The organism is Leptospira tipperaryensis (assembly GCF_001729245.1).
Lineage (GTDB): Bacteria > Spirochaetota > Leptospiria > Leptospirales > Leptospiraceae > Leptospira > Leptospira tipperaryensis.
Genome location: NZ_CP015217.1, coordinates 2,316,970 through 2,336,660, shown reverse-complemented (window position 1 = coordinate 2,336,660; position 19,691 = coordinate 2,316,970). Strand labels below are relative to the sequence as shown.

The 19,691-nt window shown below is 42.1% G+C and carries 20 protein-coding genes; 8 read left to right on the top strand and 12 right to left on the bottom strand.

Going from position 1 to position 19,691, the window contains the following annotated elements:
• Window positions 1–3 precede the first annotated feature (3 nt).
• Window positions 4–1,065, bottom strand: coding sequence for a helix-turn-helix domain-containing protein (locus A0128_RS11070; protein ID WP_083244216.1), 1,062 nt, complete (start codon window positions 1,063–1,065; stop codon window positions 4–6).
• A gap of 684 nt (window positions 1,066–1,749) precedes the next feature.
• Between A0128_RS11070 and A0128_RS11065 the strand changes: the two genes are divergently transcribed.
• Window positions 1,750–3,843: an Lcl domain-containing protein gene (locus tag A0128_RS11065; protein WP_156781825.1), complete on the top strand. Its 2,094-nt coding sequence runs from the start codon at window positions 1,750–1,752 to the stop codon at window positions 3,841–3,843.
• A 17-nt stretch (window positions 3,844–3,860) separates the two neighbouring features.
• Window positions 3,861–4,349, top strand: a complete 489-nt coding sequence (locus A0128_RS11060) for an Lcl C-terminal domain-containing protein (protein ID WP_162274103.1) — start codon at window positions 3,861–3,863, stop codon at window positions 4,347–4,349.
• Between the two features lie 64 nt (window positions 4,350–4,413).
• On the opposite strand, the gene A0128_RS11055 is transcribed toward A0128_RS11060, so the two are convergent.
• The 4 genes from A0128_RS11055 to A0128_RS11040 form a co-directional block, all read right to left on the bottom strand.
• A complete protein-coding gene (locus A0128_RS11055) occupies window positions 4,414–4,821 on the bottom strand; it encodes a helix-turn-helix domain-containing protein (protein ID WP_069609247.1) in 408 nt (135 codons plus the stop codon).
• A 355-nt stretch (window positions 4,822–5,176) separates the two neighbouring features.
• Window positions 5,177–6,655, bottom strand: a complete 1,479-nt coding sequence (locus A0128_RS11050; protein ID WP_069607568.1) for an LIC12015 family putative lipoprotein — start codon at window positions 6,653–6,655, stop codon at window positions 5,177–5,179.
• 18 nt (window positions 6,656–6,673) lie between these two features.
• Window positions 6,674–7,024, bottom strand: coding sequence for a hypothetical protein (locus A0128_RS11045; RefSeq protein WP_069607567.1), 351 nt, complete (start codon window positions 7,022–7,024; stop codon window positions 6,674–6,676).
• On the bottom strand, window positions 7,021–7,659 hold the full coding sequence (locus A0128_RS11040) for a hypothetical protein (RefSeq protein WP_069607566.1): 639 nt from the start codon (window positions 7,657–7,659) through the stop codon (window positions 7,021–7,023). Before A0128_RS11040 ends, A0128_RS11045 begins: the two co-directional genes overlap by 4 nt.
• A 45-nt stretch (window positions 7,660–7,704) precedes the next feature.
• On the opposite strand from A0128_RS11040, the gene A0128_RS11035 reads away from it, so the two are divergent.
• Window positions 7,705–8,058 (top strand): STAS domain-containing protein, encoded by a 354-nt coding sequence (locus A0128_RS11035; RefSeq protein ID WP_069607565.1) that lies wholly within the window; start codon window positions 7,705–7,707, stop codon window positions 8,056–8,058.
• Window positions 8,059–8,065: 7 nt separating this feature from the next.
• Entirely contained in the window at window positions 8,066–8,812 is a 747-nt protein-coding gene (locus tag A0128_RS11030; RefSeq protein WP_069607564.1) for a diacylglycerol/polyprenol kinase family protein, read from the top strand.
• Between the two features lie 631 nt (window positions 8,813–9,443).
• On the opposite strand, the gene lcpA is transcribed toward A0128_RS11030, so the two are convergent.
• Genes lcpA through eno form a run of 7 tightly spaced genes read right to left on the bottom strand, consistent with a single transcriptional unit; the run spans window position 9,444 to window position 14,343 of the window.
• A complete protein-coding gene (lcpA, locus tag A0128_RS11015; protein ID WP_069607561.1) occupies window positions 9,444–10,016 on the bottom strand; it encodes a complement regulator-acquiring protein LcpA in 573 nt (190 codons plus the stop codon).
• Window positions 9,991–10,548 carry a DUF4416 family protein gene (locus A0128_RS11010; protein ID WP_069607560.1) on the bottom strand — a complete coding sequence of 186 codons (558 nt, stop codon included), beginning with the start codon at window positions 10,546–10,548 and terminating at the stop codon, window positions 9,991–9,993. The genes lcpA and A0128_RS11010 overlap by 26 nt, the downstream gene beginning before the upstream one ends.
• A 13-nt stretch (window positions 10,549–10,561) precedes the next feature.
• Window positions 10,562–11,575, bottom strand: a complete 1,014-nt coding sequence (locus A0128_RS11005) for a YheT family hydrolase (protein WP_069607559.1) — start codon at window positions 11,573–11,575, stop codon at window positions 10,562–10,564.
• A 26-nt stretch (window positions 11,576–11,601) separates the two neighbouring features.
• Window positions 11,602–11,961, bottom strand: coding sequence for a hypothetical protein (locus A0128_RS11000; protein WP_069609246.1), 360 nt, complete (start codon window positions 11,959–11,961; stop codon window positions 11,602–11,604).
• Window positions 11,962–11,973: 12 nt separating this feature from the next.
• Window positions 11,974–12,567 (bottom strand): ATP-dependent Clp protease proteolytic subunit, encoded by a 594-nt coding sequence (locus A0128_RS10995; protein ID WP_069607558.1) that lies wholly within the window; start codon window positions 12,565–12,567, stop codon window positions 11,974–11,976.
• Between the two features lie 15 nt (window positions 12,568–12,582).
• On the bottom strand, window positions 12,583–13,041 hold the full coding sequence (locus A0128_RS10990) for a septum formation initiator family protein (RefSeq protein ID WP_069607557.1): 459 nt from the start codon (window positions 13,039–13,041) through the stop codon (window positions 12,583–12,585).
• A gap of 3 nt (window positions 13,042–13,044) precedes the next feature.
• Window positions 13,045–14,343: a phosphopyruvate hydratase gene (eno, locus tag A0128_RS10985; protein WP_069607556.1), complete on the bottom strand. Its 1,299-nt coding sequence runs from the start codon at window positions 14,341–14,343 to the stop codon at window positions 13,045–13,047.
• A gap of 276 nt (window positions 14,344–14,619) precedes the next feature.
• Here eno and A0128_RS10975 point away from each other — a divergent pair, with 276 nt between their 5' ends.
• The 4 genes from A0128_RS10975 (at window position 14,620) to A0128_RS10960 (ending at window position 18,983) form a co-directional block, all read left to right on the top strand.
• Window positions 14,620–15,315 carry a DUF6989 domain-containing protein gene (locus A0128_RS10975; protein WP_069607554.1) on the top strand — a complete coding sequence of 232 codons (696 nt, stop codon included), beginning with the start codon at window positions 14,620–14,622 and terminating at the stop codon, window positions 15,313–15,315.
• Between the two features lie 329 nt (window positions 15,316–15,644).
• Window positions 15,645–17,450, top strand: a complete 1,806-nt coding sequence (lepA, locus tag A0128_RS10970) for a translation elongation factor 4 (protein ID WP_069607553.1) — start codon at window positions 15,645–15,647, stop codon at window positions 17,448–17,450.
• Window positions 17,451–17,515: 65 nt separating this feature from the next.
• A complete protein-coding gene (locus tag A0128_RS10965) occupies window positions 17,516–18,037 on the top strand; it encodes a DUF1640 domain-containing protein (protein WP_069607552.1) in 522 nt (173 codons plus the stop codon).
• 97 nt (window positions 18,038–18,134) lie between these two features.
• Window positions 18,135–18,983: a 1-aminocyclopropane-1-carboxylate deaminase gene (locus A0128_RS10960; RefSeq protein ID WP_245667145.1), complete on the top strand. Its 849-nt coding sequence runs from the start codon at window positions 18,135–18,137 to the stop codon at window positions 18,981–18,983.
• Window positions 18,984–19,691 lie beyond the last annotated feature (708 nt).

Below are 19,691 nucleotides of genomic sequence, written 5' to 3'. Positions count from 1 at the left end.
ACCTTAAATCGTTCTTCTTTCTCCAATTTCGGGAATGAGAGTCGGCTTAGGGTCCTCTTTTTTTAGAACCAAATTTCTCAAATCCTTGGGAGAATATCCCGTAAACCGAATACAAGCCCTATGAAACGGAGAATACGAATTGAATCCGCATTCCAGGCCGATATCGATGAGATTTTTATTCGTTTCTTCTAAAATTAAACGTTTTGCTTCTTCGATTCGATTCTGATTGATAAAATCCGTAAAGCTCGTGTTCCGATATTGGTTCAGATACAAAGACGCCTGATGGACTGAAATTCCCAAGTAAGCCGAAAGATCCGGAAGACGCAACTCTTCGTCCAAGAAACGTTTTTCGTCTAAGAAGGATTTTAACCGTTCCTCGATACGAGCGAGATCGTTTTCCTTTAGCAATCCCTTGTTTTCGGAAGGATCGTTCTTTTTTCGATTGGTTTTCTCTTGGATCAAAGCGATATTTTCCTTTCTTCTCTGCTGTCTTTGTTCGATAGAAAGGGAACTCATCGTCTTTTTATCCGTGATCACCGGCGCGTAGATTTCGAGTAAATGGAAGTAAACCAACAAAAGCCCGGGAATCACATTGGATATCAGATGATAACGAAGATCGTTTTTAAAAATAGCGATCACATCCAAAATCAAAGCAAAGCTCATAAAAAAGGCCATCACTGTAAGGTGATAGTAGATTCTGGGAAGTCTCCTAGTATGAATAGAAGTTGTGATTTCCACAAAAGTATACGACGTGATGACAATACTGGCTAAATTTCCGGCGATATTGAACGAGATTTCATCCCGAAAAATAAACGAAAGAATGAAATTGATCGCGAACGTAAACAGAAGATTGATTCCAGCGTCGTTGCTCCGAATTTCCAGACCGATCGATTTCCGCATCAGAGATCGACACATCAGACAAGAATAGATTATCAGTCCAAAGAAGAGCAGAGACCAGTCGTAATGACCGCCGGTTTGAGACTGCAGAAGATAAAAATCACTATCTCCGCCTATATAAAGAAATAGACTGATGCAGATGAAAGTAATCCCATAGAGTACGTTCATTCGATTCTTTTTGAAACGATATAACCTCAATAGGCCGATCGAAAATCCGAGGTAAATCCCTATCAGATGAAGGTGATTTATTATTTTATCAAAATCAAAAATCATAATTCTCCATAAAGCTATCTTTCAGATTGCGCTTGCTCCATATAGTTTTCAAAATTTCAAAATGCATTCGGTTCCGTTCAAACGATCCTTTGGCGATTTTGCTTTTATAAAATGAGATTTGAAGAATTTTGATTCCACAGTGAGTCTCACTTTTTCTTTTCTGTTCTTTAACAACTACTCTTAGAGGAACCTAATTTTGCAATTAACTTGCTATAAACTAGAAGCACTAATCTATAATTTAGCCTTTGATTTGATTACAATTATAAATCGGTAAATTTGCTTACTTGTAAATTTTTTGTCGTATTAAATGTTTTGAAGCAAAACTAACGGAAAGGCGTTACAATGCTTTTGACATATCCGTGTCTTCATCAGAGGAAATAAAAAATTTCAAACATGTAAGCCAATCATTTCTTTTTGCCGTTCAAAATTGGAATCTTTGAGGTGGAAACAAGAGCGAAGAAAAAACTCCCGATAACAATTTGCTTGCGAGTTTTTGAATATATAAATTTTGCTTTTTATAATCCAAGAAGAATTGAAGCGAAATTTGGTGTATCCTCTATTTCTTTTGGAGGCCAAACTATGAAGAAGGATCGAAGGGATTCTAAAATAAATAAATTCAAAGCGGATTGGATTGGCCTTCTTGTCTGTTTTTTCTTTCTTTCCTGTTTGAAAGACATGAATCAGAACGATTTTAAATTCTATTATCTGCCGACGTCTCTTTCTAATATTTCCAATCCTTTCGGGACTTCCAATTCCTCCCCGAGTGTAAGCAGTCTTTCTCTGGCCGGAGGAAAGAGTGTTTACAACGGAATTTATTACGCCTCCTCCTTGATTTCCGGCCAAACGGGGCTGAACTTGGTTTTGAATTTGGCTGACGTTCCCGCGGGTGCAAAATTGAAAATTTGTTTGAATGATCCTGGTTGCCTCAGCGCCAGTTCCTTGTATAGCGCGACCCTTGCCGCGGGCGCTACCAATCTGGACTTAAATCTTACAATTCCGGCTTCTTACCCGGTGAATGTAGGAGGGAATACTTTGGACGTTTCCTTGATCCAGGATTCCCAGATTTTGAGTCAAAAATCGGCTTCGTTGATTTACGATACGACCGCTCCGACTCTGAATTTCTCAGTTTCCGGCGGAACTTATACTTCGACTCAGAGCCTGAGCGTGACTTGTAGCGATTCGGTTTCCGGTTGTAAGGATTTGATCTACACGGTCGACGGAACCGATCCTTCTCTTTCTCTTCTTCTCGATTTTGATCCTTTGCAGATTGTTTTCGGCTCGGTTTTTCCGACTTCTTTGACGATCGGGAGCGGAACTACGACGGTGAAAGTGCTCGCCTCCGATCGGGCAGGGAATCTCATTGGGCCTTTGTCTGCGACTTATACGGTGAATATTCCTGTAACTCCTGCTCCGACTCTGACCCTCAATTCGATTCAAAACGGAACTACGAACGCGAGTAGCGCCACTTCGGTCAATTGGACCTCGGATGCTTCCGGGAATTATTATATCGTTCCGGCTTCTACGGATTGTATGAGCATTACGCCGGGTGTGACCATCGCCTCCGGGGTTCTCGCGACTCCGGGAACTCAGGATACTACGGTTCCCAACGGAGGTTTTTCGGAAGGATCGAATTTTTTTAAACTTTGTCTTCTGGATAGTTCCAATCAGGCGGGTAGTTTTAATTTTAACATTACACTGGATACGGCCGCGCCGACTCTCGTATCTACGTCGCCAAGTAATGCGGCCGTGGATACCGACGTTTTTAATCGAAACCTGCTTCTTACCTTCAGTGAAACGATGCAAGCAGGTACTACGATTGAATTGCACGTCTTAGTTACCTATGGTAGCGGTGGAAGTCTTACAACTGTCGAGTTGACACTTCCTGTCAGCGTCGTTGTCCAATGGATTTCCGGAACCGTTGTCAAGATCGACCTGGATTCGATTCTTCCGGAATTTACTTTGGTTAAAATCAAAATTCTTGCAGCGAATTTTAAAGACGTCGCCGGAAACTCTCTCGTTGGCGATGGGACCGGTTATTTCTACTTTACTTATACGACCGGAGGAATGGTCGCTCTGAGAAATATTATCGATACGAATCAACCGGGTTGTTATGACGCAAGCGGCGCGACGATTGCTTGCGGAGGAACGGGACAAGACGGAGCTTTTGCCGGAACACCTTCCTTACAATCTATTTCAGTTCCTTCCTTTCTGGGAGGTTTTGCAAACGATCCGGTTAGCATCGATTCTACGAGCGGTTTGAAATGGAGAAGTTGTGTGCAAGGGATGGAATGGAACGGAACCACGTGCGCAGGAACGGCGACCGAAGTAAACTGGTCGAATGCTTTATCTTCTTGCAACTCCTTAAACGAAAGAAATACAAATCAAGGTTATGCCGGGTTAAAGGGTTGGAGACTCGCGACGATGGACGATTTTCATTCTCTGATCACGTTTCCTTCGGCGACCTCGGGTTATACGTTTGTCGCTCCGGCGAGTTTTCCTAACTTTCCGAGCAACGCGTCGAATCAAAGATTTTGGAGTTCGACTACGATTCGCTCAAATACGATTAACGCTTACGTGATTCGAAATTTCGGCGCGAGAATCTTTACTTACAATAAGAATAATTCGAACGACGGATATTCCTACTACGCGTTTTGCGTAAATGGAAATCCATGAACGAGAGAGAGACGAATATGAGATCAAAACTATTTCTATTTTCCTTTTTTATATTCGGCGTGCTATCGTTGAGCGCTTATACTGGGCCTTTTACGAACGTCGGAGACGGAACGGTTGTGGATCAAAAGAGCGGGCTAGTTTGGCAGAGATGCGCGTCCGGCCTTGGAAGTGCGGCGGATTCCTACACGGATTGTAGTGTGGGAACGGCAAACGTCCTGTTCTGGGACGCAGCATTGAACTACTGTAATACCTTGAATTTAGGCGGAGTAGGGGGATGGCGACTTCCCAGTGTTAAGGAGCTCGTTTCTTTAGTGGATTATACAAGAACCTCTTCCCCATTTATAAATCAGACATTCTTTCCCAATTCTGCGGATTATTACTGGACTTCGACTACACATCCTTCCGGAAGTTATAAGAACACAGCGTATCAGGTGATATTTACAAGCGGAACCTATGATACATTCGATAAAGCAACTTCTTCGGTTCGAGTTCGTTGCGTTCGTTGATTGTATTTGTACACAAAAAAGGGAAGCGAACGCTTCCCTTTCTCTTTAGGAATTTAACCCTTTTTTAATATTCAACTTTTTGAAGGAAGAGTTCTTCTTTTTTCATTTTAAGCGCTTTCGAAGCAAGGTTTTTAAAATCTTCAGGCGGTTCCAAAAGGCCGAGTTCTACTTTAGAAAGGAACGGCGTGGATACCTTCAGTTTTTTTGCCATATCATATTGTTTGATTCCCAATTCTCTGCGTTTTGCCCAGAGTCGATTGGTGAGCCCTTCGGTAAATTCGGGATAAACATCCTCTACTACCTGCTCGTTAAACAATTTATCAAGAGTGGTTTTCAAATATTTTGCACAGGAAATTTTGAACTTTTCTGTAGGATCCTGGCTTCCTGTTTCGATTTTAGAAAGGTAGCTAGGAGATACTCCAAGCGCTCTTGCCATATCGTATTGTTTTATACCTCGTTTTTTACGAAGCATGTAGATGTGGTTTTTCATTCAATTCCCCTCTCAAAGAACCAACGTAATTTTATAAGACAAAAATTCAAGAAAAAATTTCCAACACTCTTGCCACGGATTTTCTGTAAGTATGTTAATTAAGCCAAAAGGATTATTGTAACTAACTATAATTTAGGACAAAATAATTGGGTCCTTTATGGAATCCGGAAATAATTTATTTCCAAAATCTAACTTCGGGGAAGATAAATGGAAAGTTCCAAAATTATGATTTAGGAGTTTTAGGGGAAGGAAGTCGGTTTTTTGAGTAGAAGCGGAAGGGATGTCTAAGAATTCGGAAAAATCCCGGCGTTTTTGCTCACCGGGATTGAAAACGTTTTTAGATTTGGCCGGCTTTCAGACTTTCCGACGAAATTTTGAATTCATTCTCCGATTTCAATTTGGAGAGATAGTCTTGGAAGACGGATTGTTTTTTGGATTCTACGAGTTCTTGTTTGATTCGATCTCTTACCTTTCCGAAATCTTCAGGAAGCCTTTCGTTCGGATTCGATGGAGAAGGTTTGGAATAAGCGTAGAGTTTTCCGGCTTCATAGGTATCTCTGATTTCTTTTTCCGTCACGTCGATATTTGCCTCCGTGGAACGATTGCGAATCAACATAAAAAGAACCGATCTTCCTAGCAGAGGAAGAGTTTTCTTAAATTCTTTTGTATCCTTCAGAGCTTGTACTTCTTTTGATTCAGCGGAGATTCGGATCGGAAGATAGATCTGAGTGTAAAAAGAAAGTTGGTCGTTCTTTTCTTCTTCCGGATTTGTTTTTCGTTTTTGAAGAATCGGAGCGATCTTATTAAATTCCACCAGAAGATCTTTGAATAAAAATTTATTTCCTGTTTTGTCTTCGAAAAGAACCGTTTCAGACTTTAATCCTTTGATAAATTCAGGAGTTAGGTCTACGATTTTTAGTCCGCTCTGAACACGAAGAGCGTCCATTTCCTTTTTCCAAGCTTCTTTGAGAAAACGGTTTCCGTAGTGTTCGGCGGTTTGATTCGCCTTTTCGTTGACTGCCAATTCGGAATAGAAAGCGGCTTCTCTTTTTTCCTCTTCCGTAATTCCTTCCTTGTTTACATATTTTGTAGCAAGGGACTTGAGTTTATCCAATTCGTTTTGGAAGAATTTATCGATTTTTTTCGGATAGATTTTTTCGATTCTTTCCACTCTGAGAATATAATAATTTCCTTGTGCTTCCTTGAGAATAAAAGTCCCTTTTTTATCGGAAGCTTCTTTCAAGATGGCGGTGAAAGGATCGTCTCCGCAGTTGATACAATGAGGCTCCAGTCTTCCTCCGACGGCCTTTCTCTGAACTTCGTTTGTATTCTTAGCGATGAATTCCGCGATGTCCTTATCGGATTTGATCGCTGAAATTTCCTGAAGAATGGAGTTGGCTTTCACCGCAGCGTCGGGCGCAGCTTTGATAAAAAGAATTCTTCCAAACGCTAACTCAAGCATTCCGGATGTCAGAAGTTTTTCGGAGAATTGTTTTCTGTAGTCGTTAAAAAGGATCTGAGGTTCTACGAATCCCATAATTCTTGAGTATTCGTCTTTTGTGACTACGTTCGAAGCGTTGTTTTGCACTTCGGCGATCTTTTGGATTCCGAGTTCTTCTACAATTTTAGCCTGAGTGGCGATCGACGCGTTATTTGCATCGGGTTCCACGCCGCGGAGTTTATAATAGGCTCTTAATTCTTCTCTTGTTACGGTTCCGTTTTTAAAAGAGGCGAGAACATCGGAGTCCCTGCTACAATTGAATGCAAACAGTACGATCAGGGTAAGGATAGTTAGAGATAGGGTCTTTTTTTTCATGAAGTTGTGTCTTGAATCTTAGTATTTGTGAATTGTTTTACGTGTTGGGGAGGATGGTCGATCCGGGATTTCCACCGAAATTTCCCGGGTCAGGTTCTTTTCTCGGGAGCTGTATAAATTCTTCATTTCAGCGGGTGATTTTCCGGAGTTCTTAACTAGGCCCGTTTTGCCGGGTTCTTCTTTTATCTTTAAAGAAAGAATCTCGTTCTTTCCGGCTTCTAAATTCGCCATTTCTTTTTGAATGGAGTCCTTAAGAATCCCGGAATAGTCTCGGTCTGAGGAAATTCTCTCCTGAATTTTTCCCAATTCAAGTATGTCTCGGTCTACTTCTTCAATCTTACGAAAAAGATGTGCTACCTTTACCTTCATACTTCAATCCCAGCGTTGATCTTTTTTGATTCTACGTCGGTTTGCAAGAATGAAAATATAAGAAAGTACGAAAAATTCAATATTCCTTGAGAAGGATGAACGAGTAAGATCGTAAGAATCAGAAAGAGGAAGAATCCGGTCTTTCTTCCCGATTCTCCGGAACGAAAGTAGAGAAACGCCAGAACAAAGCCGAGAATTCCTGCCTTGAGAATGTAGAAGAAGCCGAGTCCGTTCCAAAATTCGAAATCCCCTTGATACCAGATTCTAAATCCGGCGATGAGGAGAAGGGAAACCGGGAGAATTTGTTTGCGAAGAATTCGGGTCGGAATCGAGTCCCCATTGAGATCCGGGAATTCTACGATTCTTTTCCGTCTCCATTCTTCTTTGAGTGAGAGAATTCCTACGCAGTGGATGCAGACTAAGTCCAAGATGTCACCCGGCGTGGAACCGTCTAACCCGGAGATAGCGAGAAGGATAAGAGTGAGCACGGCTGGAAGTTCAAAATTCTGAGACCCGCTTGTGATTCCTTTTTTACGATAGAATAATACTGCAAATCCCAAGACGACCGCGCCCGGAGAAAGGAAAGAATAAGATCTCAAAATGAGAAATAGGATCGCTAAGAGGTGAAAAACCATTTGTCGTAGGGAAGAAATGCTTATAGACTGTCTTTCCGAGCCACTATGATCCTGAATGAAATCATCATTTCTACGGAAAAAATCGACAACGTTCAGGTTATGAAGCTCCAAGGTTCCATCAACTCATTTACTGAAAAAAAATTCAGAGATCAACTTTCTGATTCGATCCGGTCCGGGCCTGTAATTTTGGATTTGGAAGAGGTGAGTTTGATTTCTTCTCGAGGGATTCAATCTTTGAAAGAAATGAATCAGTTGAGTTTTACATCCCGGAATAAATTGGTTCTGATTCATCCGACCGATTCCGTTAAGAATGCGATCAAGATGGCGGCCCTGAACGGCCTCTTTTTAATTGCTCCCGATGAAGAGTCGGCCTTGAAAATGACGATGAAAAATAGGTAGGAAACAAGTGACAAATTCGGTTCGATTCAATTACGCACGTAAACTCTGGCATCTCCTTGGATTGATTGTTCCCGTCTGTTATTATCAGGATGTTTTTTCCGGAGCCTGGAGTCTTTTGAATGCCACCCGCGCCGTGATCTCGGTGACTCTTGTTGTTTGCCTCGCGATCATTCTTCTTCTCGAATATCTTCGATTTCGTTTTCCCGGTTTTCAGAAATTTTTTCTTTCGATTGCGGGGGTTTTGATGAAGGAAGAGGAAAAAACAAGACTCAACGGAACTCTTCCTTATTTTCTTTCTTGTACGTTTGTAGTTTTTCTTTTTCCTCCCGAGATTTCGATTCTTTCCATGCTCTTTCTCGTGATCGGAGATCCGACCGCGGCTTGGGTTGGAACGTTTTACGGAAGGAGAAGATTTTCCAACGGAAAATCGGTGGAAGGGATTGTGGCTTTTATCGTGGCGTGCACGATCGTCGGCTTTTTATTTATGTTTATTTCCGATACCTACGGAAAACAAAATTTTCTAAAGGCTGAAGGTTTCGTATTTTATAATAACTTTATATTCTTAATTCCTGCAATTTTGATTTCTGCCGTTACCGAACTCTACTGTGGAACGTATTGGAACGGGCTTATCGACGATAACCTTTTGATTCCAACGGTTTCGGCCGTGGTTTTGGGGTTAACCGCTTGGTTGGTGTTAGGAGTCGAACCTTCTACTATTTTTTTAAATCCGGCTGAATTGTTTTTGAAGGGTTGAAGCATTAGGAAGCTTTTGTCGGAACTCCGACAGGTTTTTTCCGTGAAAGTCGCGGGCCCCGCCCTGATCTTGGGTGGAGGGGTGAGGTGGCGGGGAAAAATCGGTGAGTTTGCATATATCAGAAAAACAGAATATTCGCAAGAAGAATTTCTTTTCCCCGCTTTTGTCGGAACTCCGACGGTTTTTTTCCGTGAAAGTCGCGGGCCCCGCCCTGATCTTGGGTGGAGGGGTGAGGTGGCGGGGAAAAATCGGTGAGTTTGCTTATATCAGAAAAACAGAATATTCGCAAGAAGAATTTCTCTCGGACGTTTTTGTCGGAACTCCGACAGGTTTTTTTCCGTGAAAGTCGCGGGCCCCGCCCTGATCTTGGGTGGAGGGGTGAGGTGGCGGGGAAAAATCAGTGAGTTTGCTTATATCAGAAAAACAGAATATTCGCAAGAAGAATTTCTTCTTTCCGTTTTTGTCGGAACTCCGACAGGTTTTTTCCGTGAAAGTCGCGGGCCCCACCCTGATCTTGGGTGGAGGGGTGAGGTGGCGGGGAAAAATCGGTGAGTTTGCATATATCAGAAAAACTGAATATCCGCAAGAAGAATTTCTTTTCCCCGTTTTTGTCGGAACTCCGACATCACCTTTACTTCTCCGGAGGTAAAACGGTAAAACTCAGATTGATCTTTGTTTTTTCTTCTCCTTCAAAAAGAGAAGAATTGAATTTGAATTCCACTTCCGCAGGAAAAATCGTATTCGTATAAGGAAAGGACCCCAATCGATTTTCTTTTTTAAGTTTGTCCTTGATCATTGATCCCAAATATTGAAAGGATCCGATCCAATCTTCTCCCATCTCAAAACCTTCCATTCTTTCTACGGTTCCGGAAAGATTCATCGTTGCGAAGTAAGAATCCTTGATCGCTTTTGCTTCGGAAGGAAGGAATTTGCGATTGAATCTAAGAATAAAACCGGGAGTTTCCCTCGCATGGAAGTAAAGATAATTCGCAAATTTTTCCCAGGTATCGGGCTTTTTGACGTTGGGAATCTCCACTTTGTAGTGATGATTTTTTTCAACGGGTTCCAGACATTCTCCGGCTCGGTTGAAATGATCGCAGAGAGTGATCGAAACGATTTCCAATTTCGAAGGTGCGCAATTTATAATCCAAATAGCGAATAAAAGAACGAGTAGTGAATTAGTTTTTTGTAATGTTTTGTACATAGGATTCTCTCAGACTTGTGAAAAAGTAAACCGCTTCCGGGGTTTTGAAAAAAGGAGGAGCCGTCTCTCTGCTCACCATCTTCTGCTTTTGATAGTTATAAACCGTTTCTGCATAGACTCCGTTGAAAAGATAAATTCTATGAAAATCGTCCCGAACGGATGCCATCACTACGGAATGGCTGCAAAGATAACCGGGAAAAATTCGAATCCCGCTGTCTTTTTCAAGAGCCGCATTCTGAATCGCCAGACATTCTTTCTGAATCGAAGGAAGTTCTTCTCTATGAATTCTTCTTTTAAAAGAAAGAATTTTCGTATGTCTTCCCGGGAATTGATTCCAGAGATCCGCCTCGGGATCCTTCCAAGTGGGCATCGGATTGCTTTCATACAACGTGGCTGAGAATTTTTTTTCAGTCCTCGCCTTGATCGAATAAAACATTTCCGCGTCTTCATAAGCGATTACGATGAAGAAGGAAGCTCCGGGTGGTCGGGTCAACTTTTCCTTTTCAAGAGGTTTCTTTTTGGGGGAATTCATTGTGCTTGGAAAATCAGCTTCCAGATTCTACTTTCGAATCGAAATAATCCAGAATAATTTTATTCAACCATCTCCCGTCCGGAATTTCCGGAGTAGGATCGGTTAAGAATCCAACGTGTCCCCCTTTGGGAGTGAGGATCGTCTGGATATGCGGCAAATTCTCCCATCCGATTTTCTCCCAATCAAAGGGAGGAACAACCGGATCATCCTCGGAATGAATTACAATTCCCGGATGACGAATCAAGGGAATATAGTGTTTACTAGAACAATCTTGGTAATAATCCAAAGCGCCTCGGTAGCCAAAAAAAGGAGCCGTTACAAGATCGTCGAAGTCAAAGAACGTCTTTGTTTCAAAAGCATTCTTCTCGAGTTCCGGAGGAAGTTGTATGATTTTACTTTTAATTTTTTTCCGGAATTCGGAAACGAAACGATCTCTATAAAATCTTCCTTCAGCGGAGTCGATAAACTCGCAACCTTTCAAAAGATCCAACGGGGGATTTGTGGAAGAAAAGGCTTCCACCTTATGATTGCGTCTTTCTCCTAAATACTTTAAAACCAAACTCGCAGAAAGGGAGAATCCGGAGAGAAAAATTCTGTGAGAAAGTTTTTCCCAAACAAAGTCGATCACGTCTTGAACGTCTTTCGTCTGACCGATGTTATACGTTCCCTTTGAAAATCCCTGGCCTCGTCCGCAGTTTCTTAGATTCATCCGAACACATCCGTAGCCCCTTTGCAGAGCATTCTGCGCGAGCGTTACAAGATAAGAACTGTCCGAAGTTCCTTCCATTCCGTGAATCATCACGATATAAGTTCTGTTCCATTTCGGAGCCGAAGAAGAATAATTTTGAAGAGGAGGGTTGTGTTCGAGCCAGACCGCGTCTCCGGATCCGTCTCCCAACTGGAGTAAAATGTCTTCTACGTAATACGTTGTTCTGAGATGATTCGGCGGAGGGAAGAACGTACTGTATACGGTCTGGAGGTGTTTGCCTTTGAGAAATCGTTTTGGTTTGAAGGGTTGCGAACTCATTTCAGGAAAGATCCTTACTTAGACCATTAGAGTTCTTGAAAGAATTCGTCCCAATCAGCGAGTTGTTCTTTGTTTACGTGAGGCGATTTTTTTAAGAATTTATGCATTCTTTTTAAAAAATCGATTCCTCTTTTTACGATTCCCGCGTCTTCCGGATGCATATCGGAAAGATAAAAGTTTACGAACTCGTCAAGTTCAAAGGAACCGATGTCTTTTAACAAAACCTCTTCCTTGGTTTCTTCTTCGTCTTCTCCTTCTAAAAAAAGAAGCGATGAAAATTCCAGGAAGAGTTCGTTTAATTTCTGATCTTCTTCCGCGTTTCTTCCCTTTTGGGGAGCGGCTAAAAATTCTTTTAAAAAATCTTCTAAAGAGATGGATTTGGACAAGAGAAAATCCAATCAGCTAAAGTCGATTGTTGTCGCGAGCTTATCTACGATTCCGTATTTGAGCGCTTCTTCAGCGTCCATATAATAGTCGCGATCCGTATCTTCTTCGAGTTTAGAAACGGGATGTCCGCAAGCGTCCGCGAGAATCTGATTCAATTTGGCTTTTGTTTTGAGAATTTCCTCCGCGTGGATTTTTAAATCCGTCGCGGGAGCTACGATTTGTCCGCCGATGCTTGGTTGGTGAATCATCACTTTTCCATTCGGCCAAATCGAACGTTCTCCTTTTTTTCCGGCCGCGAGAAGAACGGAACCCATAGAGGCGGCCATTCCCATACAAACCGTGTGAACCGGTGAAGTGATCATCTGAATCGTATCGAATACGGTCATTCCGGAAGTAACGACACCGCCGGGGCTATTGATAAAAAACGTGATTGGTTTTCCTGGATCTTTCATTTCCAAGAAGAGGAGTTTGCCGACCAAGTCCTTAGACGATTCGTCGGTTACCGGACCCCAGAGAAAAATCTTTCTGTGGTCGAGGAAATTTTTAGAAATTTTACTTCCTGTGAGTTCTTCGAATACTTCCTGGATTTTTTCTGTTTCTGGCATTCCTGAACCTTTCCTTTAGTTGTTGCTAAAGTCCAGTTTCTTCTTCCTCATTTTTATGAAAACTCCAATACAAGTAAAACTAGCAAAGATTGCGTAGAAAATCCGAATAAATTGTATCGGTGGAACCGGAAATTGTTTCCCGGGACGGAACGCATTGAGTCTGGACGCGAGAATGGGTTTTAACTCTCCAACGTTCTCTGTTTCTCTGAATTTTATAATCTGTGCATTTTCGCTCAAAAGATAGAATCTTCGGGCCTCTCTTTCGAGGGCCACTTGATCGTTTTTTAGAATCCTTTGTTTCTCTTCCAACTGTCTATTCTCATAGGAAAGTCTTTCCACGTCCAACTGGAGCGAAGCGAGGGATTCTTCGAGTTGGGAACGTACTACGATCCCGGATTCTCCCAGGACTACGAAGTAGAAGAGTCCTGAGAGAAAACAAGAGAACCAAAAGACTTTTGTCGAAAGAGAAGTCATAGATTAAAGATTATAAAAAGTCTCCCTACCTTTGTAAATCGCCGATTTTCCGAGTTCCTCTTCGATTCTAAGAAGCTCGTTGTATTTTGCAATTCGATCCGTTCTGGAAAGAGAACCCGTCTTGATCTGTCCCGCGTTAGTCGCAACTGCGATATGAGAGATCGTAACGTCTTCGGTTTCCCCGCTTCGGTGACTCACCACGTTCGTGTATTTGGCTTTTTTCGCCATTTCAATCGACGCGAGAGTTTCGGAAAGGGAACCGATCTGATTTACTTTGATCAGGATCGAGTTACCGACTCCGGAAGCGATTCCTTTGGAAAGTTTCTCAATGTTTGTAACAAAGAGATCGTCTCCTACAAGCTGAATTTTCTTTCCTAATTTTTCGGAAAGAAGTTTCCAGCCGTCCCAGTCGTTTTCGTCCAAACCGTCTTCGATCGTAATGATCGGATATTTGGAGACCAAATTCGCATAATAATCTACCAATTCGGAACTGGAGAACTCTTTATTATTTTCGGCACCGAGTACGTATTTCTTTTTGCTTTTGTCGTAAAACTCGGAAGAAGCCGCATCCAAACCTAATAAAACGTCTTTTTCCGGTTTATAACCGGCCTTTTCGATCGCCTGAAGAATGACTTCGATCGCTTCCACGTTGCTCGTGAGGTTCGGAGCAAAACCGCCTTCGTCACCCACGGCCGTGTTCAGATTCTTACTTTTGAGAACGCCTTTTAAGGAATGGAATACTTCGGCTCCCATTCGGAGTCCTTCCCGGAAACTTTTGGCTCCCACGGGAAGAATCATAAATTCTTGAAAGTCCACGTTGTTGTCCGCGTGAGCTCCTCCGTTGATGATGTTCATCATCGGAACCGGAAGTTCTCTCGCAAAGTTTCCTCCAATATAACGGTATAATGGAAGTTTGGAATAAGCCGCAGACGCCTTGGCAACGGCGAGTGACGTTCCGAGGATCGCGTTGGCTCCGAGTTTTCCTTTGTTTTTGGTTCCGTCCGCGTCGAGCATCAACTGATCGATTCTATTTTGATCGAGTGCGTCTTCGCCTTTGAGAACTTCCTGGATCTTTATGTTTACGTGTTCGACCGCTTTGAGAACTCCTTTTCCGAGATAGCGGTGTTTGTCGCCGTCTCTGAGTTCTACGGCCTCGTATTCTCCGGTCGAAGCGCCGGAAGGAACCGCGGCTCTACCAAAGGAGCCGTCTACTAAGGTAACATCCACTTCTACGGTCGGATTTCCGCGGGAGTCTATGATTTCCCGAGCGTGTATTTTTTGAATTTGAGAGTTATGAGACATTTTACTTCCTGAGATTCTCTATGTTTGTGCCCGTCAGAAATTGGAAGAGACCGCAAAAGCAAAACGAAACCCGATTTTGATTTCTCAAAAACTAAAATCGAAAGAATCGGTTTTTGTTTTGAATTGGAGCCTTCGTTTTCCAGCTTCCGAGTCAGAGTCAGGGTTATTAAACGGTCCATATCGAATAAATCAAGCGGGAAACGAAAAAATGGATTGCCCGCTTCTGTCTGATTTCTTATAGCTAAACCCCGAAAGGAAACGATTGGATCGCTCGAAATGAAATTCTCCGAAAAACACGTCTTAGGTTTTCACGCCGTCTTTACTATCCTTGCGGCTCTGATTCTTTTTAGTCCCGGAAGTCTTTCCACCGGCTGGAGAATGTTCTGCATCGTTCTCCTCTACAACGCCGGACTTCCTCTTTTTTCCAGCATCTGGACTCACGAACGCTGGATGGATCTCTGGTTCTTTCTTTTACCTTTGAGTTTTTTTCAAGTGTTCCCCGATTGGTTTTTATCCAAGGTGATCGGCTCTGTGGAATTTCCTGCGGATGGATTTCCAAAGATCGGAACCGTCTCCGGTTATATGGCGGGTCTTTGGGTGATCCCCTTGTTTCTTTCCACGTTTATCTCGATCCGTTATCGGAAACGAGTTTCCCAAGCCCCGGCGATCCAGAGTTACTTGATCGGAGGCTCGGTCGCGTTTTTGATCTTCTTAGGTTCGGAAGAATTTTCTTATCTCATTCCAGTCTGGTTTGCGAAGAATGTTTTTACGGTTGGACACGTCGCCGTTTACGTCCTGATTCCGGAATTCATTCTTGGAGCTTTTGCTGCGTATGCCTATCACGTTTCGGAATACGCTTCTTTACCGGAAAAAGTTCTCTGGGCTTTTTTGACGATGCTCGTTTATTTGGGTGCTCTTGCTTTCTTCTTTTTGTTAATCGAAGGAAGTTCTAAGATTCCGATTCCGATTTAAGAAGAATCGAAGACGTTTTCAAAAAATTCATTGCAAGAAGATTCTTTTGAAACGTGTGAGTTCCTACAAAAGAGGGTTTGATTCTAAGATTTTGTAGATTTCGAATCTTTCGTCCTTGAAAGAGCTCGTTTCTAAAACGTATGAGTTCCTACTTTTGTAAAAAGAAAAAATTCTCCATTCAAGAACTCCTTTTTATCCGACTTCAAAAAAAAGACCGAAAGGAACGCGAAGAAGCCTTTCAAATTCTATTGTCCGCGGCCTGAAAACGAGCCGTATTTTGCTTTTCAGGGGAGGCCTTTGCAGGAAATCATCGGAAGTGAGCCCCTCCCATGAATGTCCAACAGAAATTTATTCGTAACTTCTCCATCATAGCCCATATCGATCATGGGAAATCCACTCTGGCTGACAGACTTTTAGAGATTGGTCACGTTACAAATGACAGAACCAAAAAAGACCAGATCTTAGATTCCATGGATATCGAAAGAGAAAGGGGAATCACGATCAAAGCAAACAACGCTACCTTTGATTATCTCGCAGAAGACGGAAATACTTATACGATGAATCTCCTCGATACTCCGGGACACGTAGACTTTACCTATGAAGTTTCTCGTTCTCTCAAAGCCTGCGAAGGAGTTCTTTTGATCGTGGACGCAAGTCAGGGAGTGGAAGCTCAGACTCTCGCAAACCTCTATCTCGCAATGGAACAAGATCTTGCGATCGTTCCTGTCATGAACAAGATCGATCTTCCCGCGGCGGATGTGGAAAAAACCAAAGTTCAAATCGAAGAAAGTTTGGGTCTGGACGCGGACAAAGCGGTTGCGATATCAGCAAAGACAGGACTCAACGTAAAAGCGGTTCTGGAAGAAATCACAAGACAAATCCCGGCTCCTCAAGGGGATCCGGACGGACCTCTTAAAGCTCTGATCTACGATTCTTACTTTGATCCTTATATGGGAGTTGTCATCAAGATCCGAGTTTTTGACGGGAGAATTAAGAAAGGCGATCGTTTTCTCATCATGAGTACGGGAAAAGACTTTACCGTCAACGAAGTGGGGATCAATCGAATCACGATGACTCCTACCGAAAGTTTAGGCGCTGGAGAAGTCGGTTACCTCATTGCCGGGATCAAAAAAGTTTCCGATGCAAAGACGGGAGATACGATTACACTATTCTCCAATCCGACAAAAGAATCGATCCCTGGTTACAAAGAAGCAAAGCCGATGGTTTTCTCCGGACTTTATCCGATCAACGGAGAACAGTTCGACGAACTCGTAGACGCGATCGAAAAACTGAAACTGAATGACGCAGCCCTTGTATTTGAAAAAGAAAGTTCGATGGCACTCGGTTTCGGATTTCGCGTGGGATATCTTGGACTTCTTCACATGGAAATCGTTCAGGAACGTTTAGAGAGAGAATTCAATCTCGACCTGATTACAACGGCTCCTTCCGTAAAATATATCATTCGAAAAAAGAACGGAGAAGTGGAAGAGGTGGACAATCCTTCTCGTTTTCCGGATCCGATCGCGATGGAATCTACGGAAGAACCCTATGTCAAGGCTACGATCATAACCCCGAACGAATATGTCGGAAATATCATGGCTCTCGCCAACGACAAACGAGGAATTCAGTTGGATACGGTCTATCTAACTCAAGACAAGGTTCAGTTGACTTACGAACTTCCTCTTGCGGAACTTATATTCGAATTTTATGATAAACTCAAGTCTTTTACGAGAGGTTACGCCTCTTTGGACTATGAACCTTCCGGTTATAAGGTGTCTCAACTCGTAAAGATGGACATTCTCGTAAACGCCGAGCCCGTGGACGCGCTTTCGATGATCGTTCACAGAACAAAGGCTGAACAAAGAGGAAGGGAGATCATCGAAAAACTAAAAGACCTCATTCCTAGACATCAGTTTATGATTCCGATTCAAGCCGCCGTCGGTGGAAAAATTCTCGCGAGAGAAAGTATTTCCGCGCTCCGCAAAAACGTAACCGCGAAGTGTTACGGTGGGGATATTACTCGAAAGAAAAAACTCTTAGAGAAACAAAAAGAAGGTAAGAAGAGGATGAAACAAATCGGTAACGTGGAAATCCCTCAAGAAGCTTTCTTGGCTGTTTTGAAGACAAGCAATTAAGCTTTTCTAATTTACTCTCTCAAAAAAAGCTTGATTCCTTTTTTTATTTTTTAGAGAATCCCGCTATGGATCTCTCCACCCTTCCTGTATATTCTCTTCTTTTGTCGATGTTCGTTGGTTTTGGTACTCTTTTTGGTTTCCTTCGTCTCTTCTGGAAGGATATCAAAGTTGAATTTAAAGAACTTAGTACCGAGTTGAAATCCGAAATTCGGGAAGTTCGTTTGGAATCCAAAGCAGATAATCAAAGTTTAAGATCGGAATTCCTGAATTCTTATTCCGAATTAAAATCCAATATCTCTGAACTTCGTGTGGAAGTATCCGATCTTCGAGCCGAGGTAAAATCCGATATCTCTGAACTTCGTGTGGAAGTATCCGATCTTCGAGCCGAGGTAAAATCCGATATCTCTGAACTTCGAGCCGAAGTAAAATCCGATATCTCTGAACTTCGTAAAGAAGTGAAGAACGATATTCAAAGAATTGATAGAAACATTTTTTATCTTCGAAAGAGAATGGATGTGCTCGTCGACAGTTTAGCCTTACGCTTTCTCTCTTCTAATTTCTTTGGCGAACCCAAAAAACAAGTTTGATCTTTATCATTAAAATCTAAAATCCTTTCCTTTGTATTATTTTCAAAATCAGCTCAGCTTTCAATTTTCTTCGCCGCCGATTCAAAGGATCTGGAGAATGGGAAACGCTGAACTTTTTATTGCGCGGGATGATCGTCTTGCTTTGGGCGTGGGGACGAAGTTTCGTAAGTTTTTTGGAATTCATTCCACATTAGAAAAAAATAAAATCAAGAATGTGATTCTACAAGGTGAATTGCATAGTAACGCGTTGTCCGCTTTCGCGTTTCTCTTTCGAAATTTCGGGTATCGGATCGAAACGATTGCCTACGCGAGAAATCGAGAAAGGACAACCGCTAATTCCCTATTTGTAAAAAGGAATTCTCATTCTTTAGAGGTTTGTAATTCTCGAACGGAATGGAAGGAGAAGGTGGGTACGATCCACCCAAAAAAAGAAGGAATCTATTTAGTTCCGGAATACGGATTTTCATCGGAAGCTTCGAATTCTCTCGATATTCTTTGGGAGGGGATTTCCTTTTCGCAATTTGATTTTTTGGTCTTGGACATCGGTTCGGGGTTAACTTGGTTGTCAGCGAATCGATTTTTCCAAAATTCCATTCCGATCCTTGGAATCTCCGTAGGTCTTCCGAAGAGAAAGATGATTTCCTGGTTGGAAGAGAAGAAGGAATCTTTGGAACATACCGAATATAAGATTGCAGAGGAGCGGATTTTAGAGTTTCGAAACTTTCAAGGTTTTGGTTCCAAGGACATAAGCATTTTAGAATATTGTAAAAAATTCTACTCGGAATATCAAATTCCGGTCGAACCGATCTATTCGGGAAAATCTTTATTTGAAATTCAGAGAAGGTGCGAATCCGGAGAACTCAAGGGTAAGGTTTTGTATCTGCATCAGGGCGGTCTCTGGAATTTTTTGGATCTTTTTCTGCCTTCCAAAAGGAAAGCGGAATGAAGAAACGGATTTTGAAATTTTCAATGCCGATTCAAACGAATCATTGGAATTCGTCGTGATCCTTTTTTTGTGAAGAAGAAACCATACAATGTAAAAGGTTTGTTCTTTGAGTAGATTTTTTCCAGCCGGCATTCTTCTCATCAAGTCTTCGAATCGGCTGACCGTGATCGATTTTGTAGACGCATTTGGATATTCGATTTGTTCTATTTCCGGAGGGAGGATGGCTTCAAATTCCTTTCGTTCCAAATGGAAGTTGGAAAGGAGCTTGAGATAGGTCTCTATGATTTTTTTGTAGGATGTCATACGAGAAATCTCAAAAAGAGGTTTCATTTTGCAATCTCTTCCCGATTTAAACTCGAATCAAAATATAAATTCGTACTGTTTTCAGACGCTCTTCCTTAACTTCTTAAAACGAACTTTTACCATGGATTTCAAATGATTCTTTCTAAATGCATTTGATCCTATAAAGCTTTTCAAGAAAAAATGCCTGAAGCGGACTTTAAGTCCCTTCTAAAAGAAAATAGGGGAGAATTTTCTTCCTTTGAAATCAAACCCCTCAGAAACAATCCTTCAGGTTCGATTCTAAATTTTTGTGAAAGATTTTTTAAAAAATTTCTCTTTTCAACGAGTATTCGAAAATCGATTGGAATGAAAACCCACAAAAAAGCCGCCTGTATTAAGGGCGGCTTGGAATTCTTCTTTTGATAA